The 21,332-nt window shown below is 63.7% G+C and carries 24 protein-coding genes; 3 read left to right on the top strand and 21 right to left on the bottom strand.

Annotated elements, in window-relative coordinates:
- The 14 genes from DFK10_RS05345 to DFK10_RS05280 form a co-directional block, all read right to left on the bottom strand.
- The gene (locus DFK10_RS05345; RefSeq protein WP_109387369.1) at positions 1-1,605 is read right to left on the bottom strand and encodes an ABC transporter ATP-binding protein; all 1,605 of its coding nucleotides are present in this window, start codon (positions 1,603-1,605) and stop codon (positions 1-3) included.
- Positions 1,606-1,703: 98 nt separating this feature from the next.
- Positions 1,704-2,702, bottom strand: coding sequence for a BMP family ABC transporter substrate-binding protein (locus DFK10_RS05340; RefSeq protein ID WP_109387367.1), 999 nt, complete (start codon positions 2,700-2,702; stop codon positions 1,704-1,706).
- Positions 2,703-2,859: 157 nt separating this feature from the next.
- The gene (locus DFK10_RS05335) at positions 2,860-3,270 is read right to left on the bottom strand and encodes a GNAT family N-acetyltransferase (RefSeq protein ID WP_109387365.1); all 411 of its coding nucleotides are present in this window, start codon (positions 3,268-3,270) and stop codon (positions 2,860-2,862) included.
- Complete coding sequence (tsaB, locus tag DFK10_RS05330; RefSeq protein ID WP_109387363.1) at positions 3,267-3,848, bottom strand: tRNA (adenosine(37)-N6)-threonylcarbamoyltransferase complex dimerization subunit type 1 TsaB; 582 nt, start codon at positions 3,846-3,848, stop codon at positions 3,267-3,269. Before tsaB ends, DFK10_RS05335 begins: the two co-directional genes overlap by 4 nt.
- Positions 3,838-4,398 carry a NifU family protein gene (locus DFK10_RS05325; protein WP_109387361.1) on the bottom strand — a complete coding sequence of 187 codons (561 nt, stop codon included), beginning with the start codon at positions 4,396-4,398 and terminating at the stop codon, positions 3,838-3,840. The genes tsaB and DFK10_RS05325 overlap by 11 nt, the downstream gene beginning before the upstream one ends.
- Positions 4,399-4,554: 156 nt before the next feature.
- Positions 4,555-4,899 (bottom strand): hypothetical protein, encoded by a 345-nt coding sequence (locus tag DFK10_RS05320; RefSeq protein WP_109387359.1) that lies wholly within the window; start codon positions 4,897-4,899, stop codon positions 4,555-4,557.
- Between the two features lie 190 nt (positions 4,900-5,089).
- Positions 5,090-5,545, bottom strand: coding sequence for a universal stress protein (locus DFK10_RS05315; protein WP_109387357.1), 456 nt, complete (start codon positions 5,543-5,545; stop codon positions 5,090-5,092).
- Between the two features lie 56 nt (positions 5,546-5,601).
- Positions 5,602-6,462: a branched-chain amino acid aminotransferase gene (locus DFK10_RS05310; protein ID WP_109387355.1), complete on the bottom strand. Its 861-nt coding sequence runs from the start codon at positions 6,460-6,462 to the stop codon at positions 5,602-5,604.
- Between the two features lie 213 nt (positions 6,463-6,675).
- Complete coding sequence (locus tag DFK10_RS05305; protein WP_109387353.1) at positions 6,676-7,173, bottom strand: VOC family protein; 498 nt, start codon at positions 7,171-7,173, stop codon at positions 6,676-6,678.
- 82 nt (positions 7,174-7,255) lie between these two features.
- Positions 7,256-7,723, bottom strand: a complete 468-nt coding sequence (nusB, locus tag DFK10_RS05300) for a transcription antitermination factor NusB (RefSeq protein ID WP_109387351.1) — start codon at positions 7,721-7,723, stop codon at positions 7,256-7,258.
- 1 nt (position 7,724) lies between these two features.
- Positions 7,725-8,264, bottom strand: coding sequence for a 6,7-dimethyl-8-ribityllumazine synthase (locus DFK10_RS05295; RefSeq protein ID WP_109387349.1), 540 nt, complete (start codon positions 8,262-8,264; stop codon positions 7,725-7,727).
- On the bottom strand, positions 8,264-9,394 hold the full coding sequence (ribB, locus tag DFK10_RS05290; protein ID WP_109387347.1) for a 3,4-dihydroxy-2-butanone-4-phosphate synthase: 1,131 nt from the start codon (positions 9,392-9,394) through the stop codon (positions 8,264-8,266). Before ribB ends, DFK10_RS05295 begins: the two co-directional genes overlap by 1 nt.
- A 148-nt stretch (positions 9,395-9,542) precedes the next feature.
- Positions 9,543-10,820 carry a crotonyl-CoA carboxylase/reductase gene (gene ccrA / locus DFK10_RS05285; RefSeq protein WP_109387345.1) on the bottom strand — a complete coding sequence of 426 codons (1,278 nt, stop codon included), beginning with the start codon at positions 10,818-10,820 and terminating at the stop codon, positions 9,543-9,545.
- Positions 10,821-10,936: 116 nt separating this feature from the next.
- A complete protein-coding gene (locus tag DFK10_RS05280; RefSeq protein WP_109387343.1) occupies positions 10,937-12,310 on the bottom strand; it encodes a 1-acyl-sn-glycerol-3-phosphate acyltransferase in 1,374 nt (457 codons plus the stop codon).
- Positions 12,311-12,450: 140 nt separating this feature from the next.
- On the opposite strand from DFK10_RS05280, the gene DFK10_RS05275 reads away from it, so the two are divergent.
- Positions 12,451-14,430, top strand: coding sequence for a protein meaA (locus DFK10_RS05275; RefSeq protein WP_217810063.1), 1,980 nt, complete (start codon positions 12,451-12,453; stop codon positions 14,428-14,430).
- A gap of 128 nt (positions 14,431-14,558) precedes the next feature.
- Positions 14,559-14,894 carry an H-NS histone family protein gene (locus tag DFK10_RS05270; protein ID WP_109387341.1) on the top strand — a complete coding sequence of 112 codons (336 nt, stop codon included), beginning with the start codon at positions 14,559-14,561 and terminating at the stop codon, positions 14,892-14,894.
- A 263-nt stretch (positions 14,895-15,157) separates the two neighbouring features.
- Here the strand turns inward: DFK10_RS05270 and DFK10_RS05265 are convergent, their stop codons facing one another.
- Complete coding sequence (locus tag DFK10_RS05265) at positions 15,158-15,694, bottom strand: DUF4329 domain-containing protein (protein ID WP_109387339.1); 537 nt, start codon at positions 15,692-15,694, stop codon at positions 15,158-15,160.
- 63 nt (positions 15,695-15,757) lie between these two features.
- Between DFK10_RS05265 and deoD the strand changes: the two genes are divergently transcribed.
- On the top strand, positions 15,758-16,462 hold the full coding sequence (deoD, locus tag DFK10_RS05260; protein WP_109387337.1) for a purine-nucleoside phosphorylase: 705 nt from the start codon (positions 15,758-15,760) through the stop codon (positions 16,460-16,462).
- Here the strand turns inward: deoD and DFK10_RS05255 are convergent.
- The 6 genes from DFK10_RS05255 to sdhA all read right to left on the bottom strand — a co-directional run bounded on the left by DFK10_RS05255 (position 16,459) and on the right by sdhA (position 21,324).
- A complete protein-coding gene (locus DFK10_RS05255) occupies positions 16,459-17,298 on the bottom strand; it encodes an urea carboxylase-associated family protein (protein ID WP_109387639.1) in 840 nt (279 codons plus the stop codon). The two genes, deoD and DFK10_RS05255, sit on opposite strands and share 4 nt — an antisense overlap.
- 78 nt (positions 17,299-17,376) lie before the next feature.
- Positions 17,377-18,093: a ZIP family metal transporter gene (locus DFK10_RS05250; protein ID WP_109387335.1), complete on the bottom strand. Its 717-nt coding sequence runs from the start codon at positions 18,091-18,093 to the stop codon at positions 17,377-17,379.
- 4 nt (positions 18,094-18,097) lie between these two features.
- Positions 18,098-18,877 carry a succinate dehydrogenase iron-sulfur subunit gene (locus DFK10_RS05245; protein WP_109387333.1) on the bottom strand — a complete coding sequence of 260 codons (780 nt, stop codon included), beginning with the start codon at positions 18,875-18,877 and terminating at the stop codon, positions 18,098-18,100.
- 22 nt (positions 18,878-18,899) lie between these two features.
- Positions 18,900-19,220, bottom strand: a complete 321-nt coding sequence (locus DFK10_RS05240; protein WP_146193228.1) for a hypothetical protein — start codon at positions 19,218-19,220, stop codon at positions 18,900-18,902.
- A 17-nt stretch (positions 19,221-19,237) separates the two neighbouring features.
- The gene (locus tag DFK10_RS05235; RefSeq protein WP_109387329.1) at positions 19,238-19,519 is read right to left on the bottom strand and encodes a hypothetical protein; all 282 of its coding nucleotides are present in this window, start codon (positions 19,517-19,519) and stop codon (positions 19,238-19,240) included.
- The gene (sdhA, locus tag DFK10_RS05230) at positions 19,519-21,324 is read right to left on the bottom strand and encodes a succinate dehydrogenase flavoprotein subunit (RefSeq protein ID WP_109387327.1); all 1,806 of its coding nucleotides are present in this window, start codon (positions 21,322-21,324) and stop codon (positions 19,519-19,521) included. The genes DFK10_RS05235 and sdhA overlap by 1 nt, the downstream gene beginning before the upstream one ends.
- Positions 21,325-21,332 lie beyond the last annotated feature (8 nt).

The following is a 21,332-nucleotide window of genomic DNA, read 5'->3' as shown; positions in this document are numbered from 1 at the left end:
TCAGACCTCCTTGCGCGGTGCGCCGCCCGCATTGGCCAGCTGCGCCTCGACCTCCGCGACGGAATGATCCGTCTTGGTGTCGGTGATCCCGGCCATCAGCAGGCCCAGTTCCTTTTCATCGGTTTCCTCGGGCAGGCGTTCGCCCATGATCCGGCCGTCGAACATGACCGCGATCCGGTCCGAAAGACCGAGGATTTCGTCCAGCTCCACCGAGACCAGCAGGATCGCCTTGCCCTCGTCGCGCAGCTCGATGATGCGCTGGTGGATGAATTCGATGGCGCCGATATCGACCCCGCGCGTCGGCTGCCCCACCAGGAGGAGGTCCGGGTTGCGCTCGATCTCTCGGGCCAGGACGATCTTCTGCTGGTTGCCGCCCGAAAAGCTCTTGGCCATCAGGTCGGGGTTCGGCGGGCGCACGTCGAAGCGCTCCATCTTGGCCTGGGTTTCGTCGCGGATCTTCCGATTGTCCATGAGCAGGGGATTCTTCTGGTAGTTCGGATCATGATGATAACCGAACGCCATGTTCTCCCAGGCCTGGAAATCCATGATCAGGCCTTCGTTCTGGCGATCCTCGGGCACATGGGCGATGCCGCGCTTGCGGCGGCTTTGCCCGTCGGAATGGGCACCGGTCAGGTCGATGGCCTGACCGTTGATCAGAATCTCGCCGGTGGCCTTCTCGTAGCCGCCCAGAACCTCCAGAAGCTCGGACTGGCCGTTGCCCGCCACGCCGGCGATGCCCAATATCTCGCCGCCCCGAATCTCGAAGCTGACATCCTTGACGCGGTGCACACCCGCACTGTCCGTCACGTTCAGGCCGCGCACCTCGACCACGGTTTCGCGGGGTTTGGCGGGGGTCTTGTCGACGCGCAGCAGCACCTTGCGGCCGACCATCAGCTCGGCCAGTTCGGCGGGGTTGGTATCGGCGGTCTTGACCGTCGCGGTCATCTCGCCGCGGCGCATGACGCTGACCGTATCGGTGATTTCCATGATCTCGCGCAGCTTGTGCGTGATCAGGATGATCGTCTTTCCCTCTTCCTTGAGCCGGGCGAGAATACGGAACAGCTGATCCGCCTCTGCGGGGGTCAGCACCCCGGTCGGTTCGTCCAGGATCAGGATATCGGCCTGGCGGTAGAGCGCCTTGAGGATTTCGACCCGCTGCTGCATGCCGACGCCGATCTCTTCGATCAGGGCATCGGGGTCCACGTTCAAGCCGTATTCCTGGGCCAGGTTGGTCAGCTCGTCGCGCGCCTTGACCAGCGACGGGGTCAGCATCTCGCCGTCTTCGGCGCCCAGCACCACGTTTTCCAGCACGGTGAACACTTTCACCAGTTTGAAATGCTGGAACACCATGCCGATCCCGGCGGCGATCGCCGACTGGCTGTCGGGAATCTCGGTCTTCTTCCCGTTGATGAAGATTTCGCCGGCATCCGCCTTGTAGAAGCCGTAGAGGATCGACATCAGCGTCGACTTGCCCGCGCCGTTTTCGCCGATGATCCCGTGGATCGTGCCGGGCATGACCCGGATCGAGATATCCTTGTTCGCCTGGACCGGCCCGAAGGACTTGGAAATGCCCTTCAGCTCGATGGCGGGTGCGGTCTCGCTCATGACTGTCCCTCTCCCCTGGGGGCCGTTCCGCCCCTAGCGCGCGGGGCCGCGCCGATCCCTCAGCGCGGCCCCGGCCCTTTTCAATCCGCGGCCGAGCTTCAGAAGCTCATCACCGGGCAGCTTTCGTCGCTGTTGTAGTTGTGCACCGAGATTTCGCCAGCGGCGATGGCAGCGGCGGCCTCGTCCACGGCGGCCTTCATCTCGTCGGTGACCAGTTCCGCGTTGTTCTCGTCCAGCGCGTAGCCGACGCCGCCATTGTCCAGCGTCATGATGCGCAGGCCGCCGGTTTCGATGTCCTCACCGGTCATGAAGCTCTGGTAGACGACGTTGTCCACGCGCTTCATCATCGAGGTCAGAACCTGGCCCGGATGCAGGTAGTTCTGGTTGCTGTCCACGCCGATCGACAGGATGCCCTCGTCGGCGGCGGTCTGCAGGACACCCACGCCGGTGCCACCGGCAGCGGCATAGACCACGTCGGCGCCCTGGCTGATCTGGGCGCGGGTCAGTTCAGAGCCTTTCACGGGGTCGTTCCATGCAGCCGGGGTGGTGCCGGTCATGTTGGCGATGACCTCGGCGTCTTCGTTGACGGCCTTCACGCCCTGGGCATAGCCGCAGGCGAAGTTACGGATCAGCGGGATATCCATGCCCCCGATGAAGCCGACCGTGCCGGATTCAGACGCCATGGCGGCCATCATGCCCACGAGGTAGGAGCCCTGCTCTTCAGCGAAGAGCACGGATTGCACGTTTTCGGCCTCGACCACGCCGTCGATGATGACGAACTTGGTATCGGGGTAGTCACCGGCGGCCTCGGCCAGCGGGGTCGCCCAGGAGAAACCGGCCATGACGACCGGGTTGTTGCCGTTCTCGGCGAAGCGGCGGATCGCCTGTTCACGCTGCGCGTCGGACTGGATTTCGAACTCGTTGTAGGATTCTCCGGTTTCCTCGGCCCAGCGCTGTGCACCGTTATGGGCGGATTCGTTGAACGACTTGTCGAACTTGCCGCCCAGGTCGAAGATGATCGCGGGATCGGCCAGCGCGGCGCCGGCGGACAGGGCCAGCGCGGCGGACGCGCCAAGGAATTTCGTCATGAGGGTCATGTATATCTCCCAGGTTCTTGTTATGCGGCGCGGCCTTCGAGGCCGTCACCGGCGTGAAGCGAGCAGTTCGCTATCATGCGCAATTTAGGCAACGGGGACGGGCGGGGGTCAACCGGTTTTTGCCGCGCCTGCGGCAACTGGCCGGACTGACGCCGGGTCAGAGCCGTTTTTCCAGCATATGCGCCGCGACAGCGTCGCCCTCCGGACGCGGGTAATAGGCCCGCCGCTCGGCGATGCAGACATAGCCAGCGCGATCATAGAGCGCACGCGCCGCGTCATTGTCGGCCGCCACATCGAGAATCGTCCGGATCGCGCCCGCCTCCCGCGCGGCCTGCTCGAACCGCGCGAGGGCGTCCCTGGCAAGACCCGTCCGCCGATGCGCAGGATCGGTCAGCACCATGAAGATTTCCGCCTCTTCGGCGACCACCTGCCCGATGACGAGAACGCGGGCATCGCCGGTCAGGATCGTGCCCGGTCGCGCGGCAAGGTCGGCGAATTCCGCCTCGGACCAGGGCCGCGCATCAGGCATCGCACGGGCCATCAAGACGGCCATGTCCGCGGGCGTCATGTCAGGATCTTCGGGCCGGTGTCGCGGGCCGGTGCGGCATCGGGCGGGCGCACATAGCATGGCACGGGACGCGCCTGTCCGACGCCCTCGGCCAGGCGGCCCGCCGCGATCCGAGCCATGGCCGTCAGGGTCGCAGACCAGTCAGGCGCAGGAGCCGGGCGCGTGTCGAGCCGGGCGGCACCGGCGCTCGAGGCATCAAACTCCTGGCGATAGGACTGGTCACGGGGCGCGGGCAGCGCGACGGAAACCGGGCGCGGCCGCCCGTGGGCCAGCGCCTCGAGCGTGGTGACGCCAATCGCCGGGATGCCGAGGCCCAACGCGAGACCACGGGCCGCGCTGACCGAGATCCGGATGCCGGTGAAGTTGCCCGGGCCGGTGCCAACCGCAAGCGCCGACAGGTCCGACCAACTCATGCCGGCCCCGGTCAGCACCTCCTCCAGCAAGCCCATCAGACGCTCGCCCTGCCCGCGCGCCATGTCTTCGATGCGCAGGTCGGCGATCTCGTCACCGCACAGCAAAGCGGCGGCGCAATGCGCCGCCGATGTGTCGAAAACCAGGATCGCCGGGTCAGGCCGCAACAGGCCGCACCTCGATCACTTCGGGGATGTAATGGCGCAGCAGGTTCTCGATCCCCATCTTGAGCGTCAGCGTCGACGAAGGGCAACCGGCACAAGCGCCCTGCATATGCAGGTAGACGATGCCACGGTCGAACCCGTGGAAGGTGATGTCGCCGCCATCCTGAGCCACGGCGGGGCGCACACGGGTATCCAGCAATTCCTTGATCTGGTCGACGATCTGGCCATCCTCGCCCTCGTGCTCGGCATGGGCCGAGGCGGCACGCTCACCCTCGATCACCGGGGCGCCGGACTGGTAATGCTCCATGATGGCGCCCAGGATCGCGGGCTTCACGTGGTCCCACTCGACCGCATCGGCCTTCGTCACCGTCACGAAATCGGTGCCGAAAAAGACGCCCGTGACACCTTCGACCGCAAAGATACGGCGCGCCAATGGGCTGGTTCCGGCAGCATCCTCGGTCGGAAAATCCGCGGTGCCGCTGTCCAGAACGGCCTGTCCAGGCAGGAATTTCAGGGTGGCCGGGTTCGGTGTGGATTCGGTCTGTATGAACATCTGGTCTAATCCTTATCGCGCAGGTCAGATATGCGCGCGCCAAGGGCCGAAGTCAAGATTTAGAACGGTTCCAATCTCGTGATTTCGGCACCCCACCAATGAAGAGGGGCCGGCCCCGAAAGGACCGGCCCCAAGTCGCAGGTGAGCCTGCATCGGTTACATGTCGTCGTCCTCAAGCTCGATTTCAGCCATCGCGGCCATCTCGCCGTCGATCATCACGACAGCAAGAACATCGCCGCGCGGCGCGGCCCCGAGATCGACCAGAACGTCGTTGTTCGCACCCGCATTCAGCGGCTCGGTCGCGAGCAATTCACCGCGTTCTCCGGTATGATAGTCATAGATCTCCAGAACACCCGCGCTGTCGGCCGTCACGGTCTCGATCATCAGCGAGGAATCTTCCTCCATCACGCCGGTGAGGCCGAAATAGGTGTCGGCCGTTGCAACGCCAGCGGTGGTCATCACGGCGGCGGCAGAGGCATAGATCCATTTCTTGTCAAACATGTCGTGTCCTTTCTGCCCTGTTCGGGCGGATTGGATTTACAATACAACCACAGCCTTCCGCTGCGGCTTGGCACAGACGTGGTGCCCCGCCGGCGCCACGAAAAGGGGCCGGCCGGTCACGAATTTTTCAATGTGTCTTCAGTAGCATATCCCTTGAATCCGACAGCGCGGAAACCACGCGCGTCCGGCTTCAGGTGATCGCTTCAAGCCGCTCTTTGGACATGTCACCGGGCACGATGGTAATCGGGATCGGCAACGATCCGGCATTCTTGGTCAGCTGCGTGACCAACGGCCCCGGCCCTTTCTTGTCGGTCCCCGCACCCAGCACGAGCACGCCGATCTCTGGGTCTTCCCTGACCTGTGCCAGGATTTCCTTGACCGCCTCGCCCTCGCGGATGACCAGTTCGGGGTCGATCCCCTGCTTGTCGCGCATCCACTTGGCGAAGACCTCGAAATGCACCTCGATGCGTTCACGGGCCTCGGCACGCATCACCTCGCCAACGCCGATCCAGTGGTTGAATTCGTCCGGCGGGATGATCGACAGGATTTCGACCCCGCCGCCCGACTTGGCCGCACGCATGGCAGCAAACCGCATGGCGTTGAGGCATTCACGGCTGTCGTCCAGAATGACGAGAAACTTGCGCATTGGTGCCCTCCCTTGGCCGGGCAAGTGTGACCGAGGCCGCCGGCCCGTGCAAGATGTCACACGCTCGCGGCCCAGTCCCAGTAGAGATCGCGGGTGCGGCGGGTGATGGGGCCGACCTCGTATCGGGTATCGTCGAAGGCCGTGATCGGCATGACCTTGGTCATATTGCCGGACAGAAAGAGTTCGTCAGCCTGCCGGGCATCCTCGAAACTCAGCACCGTTTCATGAACGGTGACGCCATCGGCGCGCAGGTTTTCGATATGGCGGGCACGGGTGATCCCGGCCAGGAAAGTGCCATTGGGGATCGGGGTGAAGACCTCGCCATCCTTCACGAGGAAGACATTGGCGGTGGCGCTTTCGGCGAGGTTGCCCATGGCATCGGCCACCAGCGCGTTGTGAAAGCCGCGGCTGCGCGCCTCGGCCAGCATGCGGGCATTGTTGGGGTAAAGACAGGCAGCCTTGGCATTGACCACCGCATCTTCCAGCACCGGGCGGCGGAACCGGGTGGTCGTGACCTGGATCGCCTGATCGGCGGGCGGCATGGGGATTTCCTCGAGGCAGATGGCGAACCCCGGTTGCCCCTCGCCCGGAACGATGGCCGACATGCCGCAGGCCACGCCCCAATACATGGGCCGGATATAGACCGCGGCGTCCTTCGGATAGGCTTTCAGCCCCTCGTGGACGATGTCGACGATCTCCTGGGTGGACAGGTGCGGGGTCAGCATCAGGGCCTCGGCCGAGCGATTGACCCGGGCACAATGCTTGTCGAGATCAGGGGCCAGCCCGTTCACGAACCGTGCCCCGTCGAACACGTTGGACCCAAGCCAGGCGCCGTGATCGGCGGCGCGAATGACCGAGATGTCGCCATCGTGCCAGGTGCCATCGAAATAGGTGCGGATATTTGTGCCGGTCGCCATGGTCCTGTCCTTTGCGTCGTGATCGGGACGTTAGGCGCGGCGGTCCGGAAGGTCCATTGAAAATGCGCCCGGGCCAGGGGGACCCGGGCGCTCTCAGGGGTGCCGGTGGGTGCCGGCTGCGGCCAAACGAGGACGGACAGGTGTCGCGAGGCCAGCGATCACCGCGGGACAGAGGTGATCCGGCGCGCAGGATGCGGTGAGTCGGATTCAGATTTATGACGCGGCGGCATCGGCCTCGGCGATGAGCGCGGCGACATCCAGCGGGGCGTTGACCATGGCCAGGCCACCATCTTCGTCGCGGGGCCAGTCGGGTTCGGGCCGGTCGCGATAGAGCTCGACCCCGTTGCCATCCGGATCGCGCAGGTAGACCGCCTCGCTCACCCCGTGGTCAGCGGCCCCGTCCAGTGGGATGCCCGCGTCGAGAACGGCCTGCACGGCCGCGCCCAGGCTGGACCGGTCGGGATAGAGAAACGCGGTATGATAGAGCCCGGTCGATCCTGGCGGCGGCGGTGTGCCGCCTTTGCTTTCCCAGGTATTCAGGCCGAGATGGTGGTGATAGCCGCCAGCCGAAAGAAAGGCCGCACCGGACCCATAGCGCTGCACGACATCAAAGCCCAGCACGCCCGAATAGAAGGCGATAGCGCGGTCCAGGTCCGCGACTTTCAGGTGGATATGGCCGATCCGGGCCTCGGGAGGGGCAGTATATGTCATGGCATGTTCCTTTCGCCGAGGAAGATAACCATGTCGATCGACGCACATAAGTCAGATAATGCGCAGATACCTGTGCAAAATCTCAGAAGGCCTCGGGCCGGAATTCCCGTGCCATGTGATCCAGCACGGCGTTGACGAATTTCGGTTCTTCTCCTTCGGGGAAGAAGGCCCGCGCAACGTCCACATATTCGGTGATGATCACCTTTGGCGGCGTGGCGTCATCGACGAACTCGGCCCCGGCGGACCGGAACAGGGCGCGCAGGGTCGGATCGATACGCGCGATGGGCCACTTGGCCACCAGCGCCCGGTCCGTTGCCTGGTCGATCCGGGCCTGGTTGTTCACCGCCCCATCGACCAGCGACCGGAACAGGTCGGGGTCGCCCTCGGCCATTTCGTCGCCCTCGTAGACCGCGCCGAAACGGTGATCCTCGAATTCGCGGGCCACCTGCTCGACCGTCTGGCCGCTGCTTTCCATCTGGAACAGGGCCTGAACGGCGTAAAGCCGCGCGGCGGACCGCATCTTGCGTTTCTGGTTGTTGGACAGGGTCATGTCAGGCCGTGCTGTTTCCGTCGGTTGAACCGGCCAGAAGGATGTCGCTGGTGAACCCGACCTTCTTCTCGGCGCGGCCCCACTTACGGGCAAGCGCGATCAGGTGCAAGGCCGCAGCGGCCGCCCCGCCGCCCTTGTTCTGGTCTGCCGTGTCGGCGCGCACGGCGGCCTGTTCGTGGTTTTCCACGGTCAGGATGCCGTTGCCAATGCAAAGGCCCTGCAGCCCCAACAATTGCAGGGCCCGAGAACTGTCATTGCACACCGTTTCGTAATGGGTGGTTTCACCGCGAATGACACAGCCCAAGGCGACGTAGCCGTCGAAATTGCTCATCCGTTCGGCAATGCCGATTGCGGTCGGAATCTCCAGCGCGCCGGGGACTTCGATCGTCTCGTGGGTGCCACCGGCCTTTTCGATCTCCGCCCGTGCCCCCGCCAGAAGATTGTCGGCGATGTCCTTGTAGTAGGGTGAAATGACGATCAGCAGCTTTGGCGCCTCGTCAAACTCAGGCAGGGGCATGATGTAATGTGATTGTCCGGCCATTATCCAAGCTCCGAGATTTTGCGCGTGCCGACGATCTCAAGGCCATAGGCATCAAGGCCAACAACCTTCGGCTTGGGCGAATTGGTCAGCAGGACGATATCCGACAACCCGAGCGACGACAGGATCTGCGCCCCCAGCCCGTATTGGCGCAGCGTTTTCGGGCTGACCTCGTCGCCCACATCCATCTTCATCGAGGTATCCCGCAAGAGCACGACCACGCCACGCCCCTCTTGCGCGACAAGACGCATCGCATCGGCAAATTCGTCTGCGCGCCCCTTCGGCCCTGTCCCGACAACGTCGAGCATCGGATCCATGGCATGCATCCGCACCAGCACCGGATCATTGCCTGAAATGTCGCCCTTGGTCAGCACGATATGTTCATCGCCATGGGTTTCATCGGTGTAGATCTTCATCTGCCATTCGCCGCCGAATTCACTCTCGATGGTTTCCTCGGTGCGGACGCGGACAAGGTTATCGTTGCGGCGGCGATAGGCGATCAGGTCGGAAATCGTCCCGATCTTGAGGTTGTGCCGCTGGGCGAAGGCCACAAGGTCGGGCAGCCGCGCCATGGTGCCATCCTCGTTCATGATCTCGCAGATGACGCCGCTGGCGTTCAACCCGGCGAGCCGGCTGATATCGACGGCGGCCTCGGTATGGCCGGCACGGACCAGAACGCCCCCCTCGCGCGCGCGCAGCGGGAAGACATGGCCCGGCGTCGCGATATCCTGCGGCCCCTTGGACGGGTCGATCGCCACGGCCACGGTGCGCGCCCGATCGGCGGCGGAGATGCCCGTGGTCACCCCGTCGCGCGCCTCGATGGAAATGGTGAAGGCGGTTTCGTGACGGCTGCTGTTGTTGGTCGACATCAGTTCCAACCCGAGCGAATCGATCCGTTCACCCGGCAGGGACAGGCAGATCAGCCCGCGGCCATGGGTGGCCATGAAGTTGATCGCATCCGGGGTGGCCATCTGGGCCGGGATCACCAGGTCGCCCTCGTTCTCGCGGTCCTCGTGATCGACGAGGATGAACATGCGCCCGTTGCGGGCATCGTCGATGATCTCCTCGATCGAGGAAATGGCATCGCCCCAATCCTGTTCCACCGGTCCGGGTTTTTCGAAGCTTTGCGTCATGACGGCCTTCCTTTCGGGCATTACCGGGCCAGATAGCCAGTCCGGTGCCATTTGGAAAGGGCGGATCGGGGCCAGATCGCAGCGGCAGGTGCGTCAATAGAGAAGGGGCGCGGCCAACGGACCGCGCCCCGGCGATGTCTCGGCCGCTTCAGCCTTCGAGCGCGTCCTCGAAGGTGCGCAACCCGGTACGCGGGGCCTGAACCAGCACGGCCATGTTGCCCGGCTTGTGTTCGTTGCGCAGCATCTTGGTGTGGGCCTGCGGGATCTCGTCCCAGGGGAAGACCTCGGACATGCAGGGGTCCAGGCGGCGTTCAACCATAAGACGGTTGGCGCCGGCGGCCTGCTTGAGGTTGGCAAAGTGGCTGCCCTGCAAGCGCTTCTGGTGCATCCACATGTAGCGCACGTCGAAGGTGCAGTTGAACCCGGAGGTCCCGGCGCAGATCACGACCATGCCGCCCTTTTTCACGACGAGGGTCGAGACCGGGAAGGTCGCTTCGCCGGGATGTTCGAAGACCATGTCGACATTCACGCCCTTGCCGGTGATGTCCCAGATCGCCTTGCCGAACTTGCGCGCCTCTTTCAGCCATTCATTGTATTCGGGCGTGTTGACCGTGGGCAGTTGCCCCCAGCAGTTGAAGTCCTTGCGGTTGATGACGCCCTTGGCGCCCTGGTCCATGACGAACTGGCGCTTGGATTCGTCCGAGATGACGCCGATCGCGTTCGCACCAACAGTGTTGGCCAGCTGGATTGCATAGGACCCAAGGCCACCCGACGCGCCCCAGACCAGAACGTTCTGTCCCGGCTTGAGGTCATGCGGTTCATGACCGAAGAGCATACGGTAGGCGGTGGCCAGCGTCAGCGTGTAGCAGGCGCTTTCTTCCCAGGTCAGGTGCTGGGGGCGCGGCATCAGCTGCTGGGCCTGCACGCGGGTGAATTGCGAGAATGACCCATCGGGGGTCTCATAGCCCCAGATGCGCTGGCTCGGCGAATACATCGGATCGCCGCCATTGCAGAATTCGTCGTCGCCATCATCCTGGTTACAGTGGATCACGACCTCGTCGCCGACCCTCCAGTTCTTCACCTTGTCGCCCACGGCCCAGACGATGCCGGACGCATCGGAACCGGCAATGTGATAGTCGGCGCCGTGCCCGTCAAAGGGGCTGATCGGTTGACCAAGACCGGCCCAGACGCCGTTGTAGTTGACGCCTGCCGCCATCACCAGGACCAGCACCTCATGGCTGTCGATTTCCCAGGTATCGACCACTTCCTGCTGAAAGGACTGTTCGGGTTCGCCATGACGGTCACGACGGATCGCCCAAGCATACATTTTCTTGGGCACGTAGCCCATGGGCGGGATTTCACCGATTTCGTAAAGGTCCTTCTCCGGGGCATCGTAGCTGACCGGGGGCGTCTGATCGAGGGCCATGGGTGTCTCCGTCGGCAAGTAAAAATGGCTTTGCCGCGCCGCAGAATCGGCGCGCCACCGGAGGAATAGCGGCGAGTGCGAAACATTGCAACCAATACGGGGTAAATTTTGTAATTTTATGTCTGCCGCGTCGCGGCGTCATCGGAGGACTGAACATGATGGGCAATCGACCGGGCATAATAGCCAAGCAGGTCGCGGCTGCCCTCGACTAGGGCAAGGCTGCCGGCTCCTTTCCGGACGAGGCCGCGCCGCACCAGGATCGAGAGTCCGTCCTCGACCACTTTTTCAACCGAGCGGCGCGGCAGCACCGCGCCGGCATCGTTCAGGCCGCCGATCACTGTGTCGATATGTGCACGCACATCGCTCGGGTTAGTCGCACCGCTGACCAGCGCATGGGCCACAAGCGGCACTGGCAACAGCGGCACGACCTCGGCAATCCGCGCCATCAATTCGCCGCCCAGCGCCTCGATATCCTTGGGATCGTCTAGGTCGCGCAGGGACAATGGTTCACCGAAACTGACCGTAGCGGTGCCGAACTTGCGGAACCGGCGTGTTATCCTCTGGCCCAGATGGCGCAGCACGCGCAAAGCCGCCGGAAGGATCGGCGGCCGGAACCGCCGATGCTCGGACTTGCCCGCATCCAGCAGGATCTGGTCTTCAAGCACCCGGTCATAATTCAGCCCGACCGGAACGAAGACGATATCGCGTCCTTCGGGGTCGTAGGTCGAGGCGATGTAGGACAGGATGCCAAGCCGGGGCTGGCCCAGCCCCCCAGTCAGGCTCAGCCCGCCCTCTGGGAACACCGCCTGTGTCACGCCGCCCTGCGTGGCCAGCTGCACGTAGCGCGCCAGAACCCGGCGATAGAGGTCGCCGCGCGATTTGCGGCGGATGAAATAGGCCCCCATCATCCGGATCAGCGCCGAGAGCGGCCAGACCCGCGCCCACTCGCCCACCGCATAGGACAGGGCCGAGGTCTGGCTGACCAGATGCGTGACCAGCACGTAATCCATGTTGGATCGGTGATTCATCACGAAGACCACCGTCGCCTCCGGGTCGATCTGCTCGTAAAGGTCACGGTCGAACCGCCCGACCCGCACATGATACATCGACCGAGACAACCACTTGGCCAGACGCGCCCCGACCGTGAAATAGAGCGTCGCGGAAAAGGACGGCACGATCTCTCGGGCATATCGGCGGGCGCGTTCGAAGGCGACGTTCTCGGGGACCCCGTTGCGCCGCGCATGATCGTTGATCGCCTCGGCCACCTGCGGGTCATAGACCAGACGCTGGATCATGTCGTAGCGTCGGGCCAGCTTGAACGGCTCGATCGGCTTCTGCAGCCGCTCGTTCAGCCGCGCGACCACCCTCTCGGCCCGACGCCGAAAGAACCAGCGCACGGACGGAAACAGAAAATGCGACGCGAAGGTCACCGCCGCGAACAGAACGATCAGGATGAACAGCCAGAGCGGCAGAGTGACCATTTGGAACATGGACGCCACGTTGGCAGGAAACCCAAGGGGGGTAAATGCACACATGCCGCGATGCAGCGAATTGACAGCGCCATAAAATGTCCGATAAACCCGGTCGCAACGTAAGAAAATTACTCCAGCCGATTCACGAGGCCCGCCCCATGTCGCAGATGCAGCACGATCGCCCCAAGGACCGCCCCTGGCTGTTCCGGACCTATGCCGGTCATTCCACCGCGGCGGCCTCCAACGCGCTCTATCGGTCGAACCTGGCCAAAGGGCAGACCGGCCTTTCCGTGGCCTTCGACCTGCCCACCCAGACCGGCTATGACAGCGACCACGAGCTGGCCCGCGGCGAGGTCGGCAAGGTCGGTGTGCCGATCTGCCATCTGGGCGACATGCGGATGCTGTTCGACCAGATCCCGCTGGACCAGATGAACACCTCGATGACCATCAACGCGACCGCGCCCTGGCTTCTGGCGCTCTATATCGCCGTGGCCGAGGAACAGGGTGCCGATGTCAGCCAGCTTCAGGGCACCGTTCAGAACGACCTGATCAAGGAATACCTGTCGCGCGGCACCTATATCTGCCCGCCGGAGCCCAGCCTGCGGATGATCACCGATGTCGCGGCCTATACCCGCGAACACCTGCCCAAATGGAACCCGATGAACGTCTGTTCCTACCACCTGCAAGAGGCCGGCGCGACGCCGGAGCAGGAATTGTCGTTTGCACTGGCCACCGCAACCGCCGTTCTGGACGACCTCAAGGGCAAGGTCAGCAAAGAGGATTTCCCGGCCATGGTCGGGCGTATCAGCTTCTTCGTGAATGCCGGCATCCGCTTCGTGACCGAAATGTGCAAGATGCGCGCCTTCGTCGAGCTGTGGGACGAGATCTGCCGCGACCGCTATGGCGTCGAGGACCCGAAATTCCGCCGTTTCCGCTATGGCGTTCAGGTCAATTCGCTCGGCCTGACCGAGCAGCAGCCCGAAAACAACGTCTACCGCATCCTGATCGAGATGCTGGCCGTGACCCTGTCGAAAAAGGCCCGCGCCCGCGCCGTGCAGCTGCCCGCCTGGAACGAGGCGCTCGGTCTGCCCCGCCCCTGGGACCAGCAATGGTCCTTGCGGATGCAGCAGATCCTGGCCTTCGAGACCGACCTGCTGGAGTATGAAGACCTGTTCGAGGGCAATCCGGCAGTAGACGCGAAGGTCGCCGCGCTCAAGGAAGGGGCCCGTGCCGAACTGGCCCAGATCGATTCCATGGGCGGCGCCGTCGGTGCCATCGACTACATGAAATCGCGGCTGGTCGAGGCCAATGCCGAACGCATCGCAGGGATCGAGGGCGGCGAGACCGTCGTGGTCGGCGTCAACAAATACGAGGCCGGAGAGCCATCGCCGCTGACCAGTGGCGAGGACTCGATCATGACCGTCGACCCGGAAGTCGAGGCCGACCAGATCGGGCGACTGAACGATTGGCGCGCCGGCCGTGATGCGGCGGCCGTCAAGCAGGCACTGGCTGACCTGAACGAGGCAGCGATCACCGGCGCCAATGTCATGCCCGCCTCGATCGCCTGCGCCAAGGCCGGCGTGACCACAGGCGAGTGGGCCGACGTGGTGCGCGCGGCCTTCGGCCAGTATCGCGGCCCGACGGGCGTTTCGCCGAACCCGTCTAACCGCACCGAGGGGCTGGACGATCTGCGCGAGATGGTCGACGCGGTCTCGGACAAGCTGGGCCGGCGGCTGAAATTCATCATGGGCAAACCGGGGCTGGACGGCCATTCCAACGGCGCCGAACAGATCGCCGCACGGGCCCGCGATTGCGGCATGGACATCACCTATGAAGGCATCCGCCTGACCCCGGACGAGATCATCGCCGCGGTGAAACGCGACGATGCCCATGTTGTCGGCCTGTCGATTCTCAGCGGGTCGCATATTCCGCTGATTTCCGATTTCATGGAAAAAATGCGCGAAAACGGCCTCGGGCACGTGCCCGTCGTCGCGGGTGGAATCATTCCGGAAGATGATGCTGAGCGTTTGCGTGCCATGGGAATTGCACGGGTCTATACGCCCAAGGATTTCGAACTCAATACGATCATGCGCGACATCATTCAACTTGCCGATCCCGAAAGGATCGCCGCCGAATAGGGCGCTTTTCCGCCCTATTCCATCAATTTAGTGGTCTTTAGTCCAATAGGGACGTAATCTTGCTTCACGAAAGTAGGATTAGCACCTACTAGGTTTCTATTAACTGACAGCCTTTTCAAGGACCACTCATGTCAACTGACCTCAAGACCATGACCCGCAAGGAGTTGGAAAAACTCCGTCGCGACGTCGACAAACAGATCGAACGCCTGAAAAAACAGGACCTCAAGAAAGCGCGCGAAGCTGCCGAGAAGGCCGCCGCCTCGTTGGGGTTCTCGCTGGACGAGGTGATCGGTGATGGCGGCAAGAAGCCCCGTGCCAGCCGAGGCAAAGCCAAGTCTGCCGGAGCACCGAAATACGCCAATCCGGAGAACCCGTCGCAGACCTGGACCGGCAAGGGCCGCCAGCCGCAATGGTACAAGGATGCCATTGCAGCCGGGAAATCACCCGAAAGCATGGAGCTTTGAAGCCGGGCCCTGCGGGGTCCGTTTTCAATTCACCCGTTTTCGGGGTGCCTTCGCCGACGCAAGTTAATGCGCTGATAGTCCCGGTTGAATCTGTAACGGAATCCAGATTCCGTTAATGGGGCAGCACATTACGTCAAGCCTGCCCAGCCCACAATTCGAGGGCATGGGTTTTCAACGCCCGCACGCAGGTCGTCGGCCAGAACCGCAAAAGGGCATCGTGAGGCCAATCGACAAACTGGCGTTCTCTGATCCCGGCCGGGTTCTCAGCGGCCCATTTTCGCAATCAGGTCATCAAGGGCATAGCGCTTTGCGATATGGCCATTCGCGCCCTTGTAGAATTCCGGCGAGACCGGCAGGCAGGCCACGCCACAGATCAGCCGCGCCTCACCCGCCTTTCCGTCATTGAACCACAGCCTGCCGCCGGGCGTGGCGATCCAGCCGTCGATACCCAGAGAGATGTCGCCTTCGAGATCAATGTCAGACGGGATCTCGTTGAAATAGCCAAGATCAAACGCACCGTGGGTGTGATAGGATGCAATAACCTCCATCTCCGCAGAGGGGGGCCAGACCGGAAGGCAAGAGGCCATGGTGCCCGGCACCGCCTCGGTCGCGACCAACGCACCGGTGGCGTCGCGCCCGATATAGCCGCAATATTCGCGTCGCTTGGCAATGGACCTATCCTGGATCTCCAGAAAAACCGATTTGGCGAAATCGATCTCTTCCCAGCTGGGATCAGGCACATGTTGGGCCTGCACCCCGGCCGCCACCAAAAGGGCCGTGGCCAGCGCGAAAGCTCTCATTGGCAAATGCTCCGTCTGCGGCTACCAAAATCATTCTAGGCCATTGCAAACGGGGGATCAAAGATGACCATTCATATCGGAGCGGAGAAAGGCCAGATCGCGGACACGGTTCTGATGCCCGGCGACCCCTATCGCGCGAAATGGGCAGCGGAGCGTTTTCTGACCGACCCGACCTGCATCAACGAAACCCGTGGCATGCTGGGCTTCACCGGTATGTGGAACGGCAACCGGGTGACGATACAAGGCTCCGGTATGGGCATGCCGTCAATGTCGATCTACGCCAATGAACTGATCCGCGATTTCGACGTGCAGACATTGATCCGGGTTGGCTCCTGTGGTGGCATGCAGCCGCAAGTCAAGGTGCGCGACGTCATTCTCGCCATGACCGCCTCGACGGTGTCCACCCCGTCCTCGACCATCTTCCGGGAATTCAATTACGCCCCTTGCGCCGATTACGGCCTCCTGTCCGCCGCGGCGCAGGCCGCGCAGGACCGGTCGGTCGGGGTGCATGTGGGCGGCATCTATTCCTCGGATACCTTCTATAACGAGCGCCCGGACCTGAACGAGCAGATGACCCGCCACGGAATCCTCGGGGTCGAGATGGAAGCGGCCGAGCTTTACACGCTGGCCGCCCGCTATGGTCGCCGCGCGCTGGCCGTTCTGACCGTCAGCGACCACCTTCAGACCGGCGAGGCCCTGCCCGCCGAAGACCGCGAGCGCAGCTTTGCCGACATGATCGAAATTGCCCTGAACGCCGCGTTTGCCTAGGTGCCGTGGCTGCGGTCATAGCCGTTGACCGGCGGGGGCGCCCAGCCTCTCAGCGCCCCCTCCGCGGGCTGTCGGCATTCCATCCGCAGCGGGTGACAGGCCGCGGTATCGCTGGAATGCTCGGCCCCGCAATCGCCGCCTGGGCAGGCGCTCAGCACCGCCAACAGGTCGATCTCGGCCAGGAGCTCGATATAGTCGCCGGGTCGCACCGGGCTGGCCTTCATGAAATACTGGCCGGTATCGCGGGTGAACCCGGTGCACATGAAGACGTTGAGCACGTCATGAACATGCCGCTCGGCCTCGTCCAGCGATAGGTTCCGCGCCCCGGCCAGCGCCCGCGTCAGGTTGGAATGGCAACAATGGTGGTATTGGCTGCCGGATAAAAGATTGCCGGTGTAGGGGTCACAGCGCGTGCCGATCACGTCATGGACCGAGCCGCCATAGGCGTCGATCCCGTACCAGTGCAACGTGTCCTCGACCACGGTCGCCATGGGCCGCAGCGCCGGAAAGGACGACCAGAGCCTGTCGCCCGTCGTCACATGGGTGCCGTGGAGGGCGCGGGTCTTTCCGGAATAGAACCGTTCAGACAGGTCATGCGCGTTGAAGAGGTTCAGATCGCCAACCTGTGGCCCCTCGACGGACGTGATCCTCAGGAGCGACCCGGCAGGTATTTCGACGTACGCCGCATCGCGCGGCGGGACGATAACCGTCTCGACGACCCGCGCCCCCTCTGCGGCCTTTCGGTAGAGCGCCAGGTCTGGCGCCGGCAGGTCATCGGTCGGGTAGCAAATCACCGGGGCCACGGCCCGGCGTGCATCGGCATCTTTGGGTTCCATGGCCGCAGGAAACACCAGCACCCGGGAATTGGCAATCGGCGGTGACGGGGGCCTGCAAAGAATTCTGCCGTCTGGATGTCAGGCGGTGGCGAGACTGCCCGCGAGGCCCAGCGCGAAGCCCGCAACGGCGCCCAGCGGCGGGCTCCATCGCCGTTCAAGCCGCACTTGCGGCGCCACGTCCTCGAACAGCAAGTAGACGATGCCACCCGCGGCAAAGAGCATGATCGCGCCGAGCACCGCTGTATTGCTGGCCAGGACGGACACCCCCAGCCAGGCAGCAAGCGGCCCGAATGGCACCACCAGGACAAACAGCCAGAACAGCGACCGCCGCTTGCGTTGCTTGCCACCTTCCATCTCGCGGTAGGCATTGAAGCCTTCGGGAAGGTTCTGCACCATGATGAGACCGGCCATCAGCACGGCCACGCCCGTCGCATCGCTCAGCAGCGCACCCAGGGCCATCGCTTCGGGGACGTAATCAAGCAGCATCGCCATGAACTGCGCCCCGTGGCCACCGCGCCGTTCCAGCGCGCTATCGACCAGCCAGAACACCGCGCCGCCGGCGCAGAAGGCCAGCATCGCGGTCAACGGGCTGACATATCGAACGCCCTCGGGAACCAGCACAAGTGCCACCGCCGCGAGAAGTGCCCCGCCCCCGAACGCGATGATCGTGTGGCGGAACTCGTCCTCCAGCCAGCGCGGGAAAAGGTTCTCGCGGCTGCCCAGCCACGCTCCGACGGGTATCGACAACCCCGCCAGCGCGGCTAGGGCAAGCGCAATCAGAACGGCGTCTTGCACGGGTTCAGACCCGGCGTTCCACCATCATCTTCTTGATATGCGCGATGGCCTCGGCCGGGTTCAGACCCTTGGGGCAGGTCTTGGCGCAGTTCATGATCGTGTGGCACCGATAGAGCTTGAACGGATCCTCAAGCTGGTCCAGCCGTTCGCCCGTCGCCTCGTCGCGGCTGTCGATGATCCAGCGATAGGCATGCAGAAGCGCTGCCGGCCCGAGGTAGCGATCACCGTTCCACCAATAGGACGGGCAGGCCGTCGAGCAACTGGCGCACATCACGCATTCATAAAGACCGTCCAGCTTCTTGCGGTCCTCGATGGACTGTTTCCATTCCTTGGCGGGACGGTTCGTCTTGGTTTCCAGCCAGGGCATGATGCTGGCATGCTGGGCGTAGAAATGCGTGAGATCCGGGATCAGGTCCTTGACCACCGGCATGTGCGGCAGCGGGTAGATCTTGATATCGCCCTTGATCTCGTCGGCGCCGTAGATACAGGCCAGCGTGTTGATCCCGTCGATATTCATCGCGCAGGACCCACAGATGCCTTCGCGGCAGGACCGGCGGAAGGTCAGGGTCGGGTCGATCTCGTTCTTGATCTTGATCAGGATGTCGAGAACCATCGGTCCGCACTCATCCATGTCCACCCAGTAGGTATCCAGGCGCGGGTTCTGCCCGTCATCGGGGTCCCAACGATAGATCTGCACCTTGCGCAGGTTCGTCCCGCCCTCGGGTTTGGGCCAGGTCTTGCCGGTGGTCATCCGGCTGTTCTTGGGAAGGGTCAGCTGGACCATGGCGGTCTGGCTCCTTTCAGGTTCAGGCGGTCAGGGCTGCAGTGGCGCAGCTGATGGCTTCGGGGCGGGCCAGCACGGCGCTGGTGATGGCATTGCGGGTGGCATCATCCGTGGCCGCGACGATCTGGGCCAGTTCCTCGTCGGTGGCGTGCTCTGCCACACATTCGGCCAGGGGGCGGGCGATGCGTTCGGTCACGACGATGCCGCCGGACAATTCGGTGCCTACCATCGAGGCGGTGACGAGGTCGGTCGCGGTGGTCGCGGTCGGGTCGGCCATGAAGCCGGGCATGTCACACCCCGCAAGCGCGGTTGCGGCGATCAGGGACAGAATGATTCTTTTCATCTTCATACTCCTTGTTTCTAGCGCAGCACCGGAGGCCGGATCGGGGCCGCCCCGGTGCGCTCGAACACGCACTCTTCGTAGACCTCGACCGGGTCGCGCCCGGCCAGGTAGTCGGCCGACAGCCCGATCTCGGCACCGGCAAAGGGTCCGTCGCTGCTGCTGGCTCCGATCGTAACACGGCCCGTCGGCCCTTGCGCGGCCCGCGCCCTTTGCTCGCAGATTTCCGCCGCCCGTTCGGGGCTGATCGGCTGCGGGGCGCAGGCCGCAAGGGCCAGCAGAACGGGCACGACGCGCAACATCAGAAGGTCCGTTCCTTGGGCGCGATCTTCTTGAGGTTGATGCCGCCTTCTTTTTCCTTGGTCAGCGGCGCCTCGATGACCGGGCGATAGGACAGGTCGACCTTATTGCCCTCGACCCGCGAAATCGTGTGGACGCGCCAGGTCTTGTCGTCGCGTTCGGCGTAATCCTCGTGGGCATGGGCGCCGCGGCTTTCCTTGCGAGCCTCTGCGCCGAAGATCGTAGCCAGCGCATTGGGCATCAGGTTGTCCAGCTCCAGCGTTTCCATGAGGTCGCTGTTCCACACGAGGCTGCGGTCGGTGACATGCAGGTCGTCCATCTTGGCGGCAACGCCCTTCATCTTTTCGACACCGGCCTTCAGGGTTTCGTCGGTGCGGAAGACAGCGGCATCCTGCTGCATGGTCTTCTGCATCTCCAGGCGCAGCTCGGCAGTCGGCGTGCCACCATTGGCATGGCGCAGCCCGTCGAACCGGTCGAAGGCCTTGTCGATCGCCGCCTTCGCGGGTGTCGGCACCGCCTTGGCGCGATCCACCACGTCACCCGCGCGGATCGCGGCGGCGCGGCCGAAGACCACGAGGTCGATCAGCGAGTTGGAGCCGAGGCGGTTGGCCCCGTGCACGCTGGCACAGCCCGCCTCGCCCACGGCCATCAGCCCGGGCACGATGGCGTTGGGGTCCTTCTCGGTCGGGTTCAGAACCTCGCCCCAGTAATTCGTCGGCACGCCGCCCATGTTGTAATGCACGGTGGGAATGACCGGGATCGGTTCCTTGGTCACGTCCACACCGGCGAAGATCCGGGCGCTTTCGGAAATGCCCGGCAAGCGTTCGGCCAGTGCCTCGGCAGGCAGGTGGTTGAGGTTCAGGTGGATATGATCGCCATTGGCCCCCACGCCGCGGCCTTCGCGAATTTCCATGGTCATGCAGCGGCTGACATAGTCGCGCGGGGCCAGGTCCTTGTAGTTGGGGGCGTAGCGCTCCATGAACCGCTCGCCTTCGGAATTGGTCAGGTAGCCGCCCTCGCCGCGCGCGCCCTCTGTGATCAGGCAGCCGGCGCCGTAGATGCCGGTGGGGTGGAACTGCACGAATTCCATGTCCTGAAGCGGCAGACCCGCGCGGGCCACCATGCCGCCGCCATCACCGGTGCAGGTGTGGGCGCTGGTGGCGCTGAAATAGGCGCGCCCATAGCCGCCGGTGGCCAGAACGACCATCTTGGCGGCAAAGACATGCATGGTGCCATCATCGAGCTTCCAGCACAGCACGCCTTCGCACTGGCCGTCCTCGGACATCAGCAGGTCGATGGCGAAATACTCGATGTAGAATTCCGCCTTCTGCTTCAGGCTCTGACCATAGAGCGTGTGCAGGATGGCGTGGCCGGTCCGGTCGGCGGCGGCACAGGTGCGTTGCACCGGGGGGCCTTCGCCGAATTCGGTGGTATGGCCGCCAAAGGGACGCTGGTAGATCTTGCCCTCTTCGGTGCGGCTGAAGGGCACGCCGTAGTGCTCCAGCTCGTAGACCGCCTTGGGCGCCTCGCGGGCGAGGTATTCCATGGCGTCCGTGTCGCCCAGCCAGTCCGACCCTTTGACGGTGTCATACATGTGCCATTGCCAGCTGTCGGGGCCCATGTTGCCGAGCGAGGCGGCGATGCCCCCCTGCGCGGCAACCGTGTGCGAGCGCGTCGGGAACACCTTCGAGATACAGGCCGTGCGCAGGCCCTGTTCGGCCATGCCCAACGTGGCGCGCAGTCCGGCGCCACCGGCGCCAACCACGACCACATCGTATTCATGCGTTTCGTATTCGTATTCAGCCATGTCTTTTC

The sequence above is a fragment of the Salibaculum griseiflavum genome, from assembly GCF_003129565.1.
GTDB lineage: Bacteria > Pseudomonadota > Alphaproteobacteria > Rhodobacterales > Rhodobacteraceae > Salibaculum > Salibaculum griseiflavum.
Note: the sequence above shows the minus strand (reverse complement) of the source record. Positions and strands in the feature narration are given on the sequence as shown.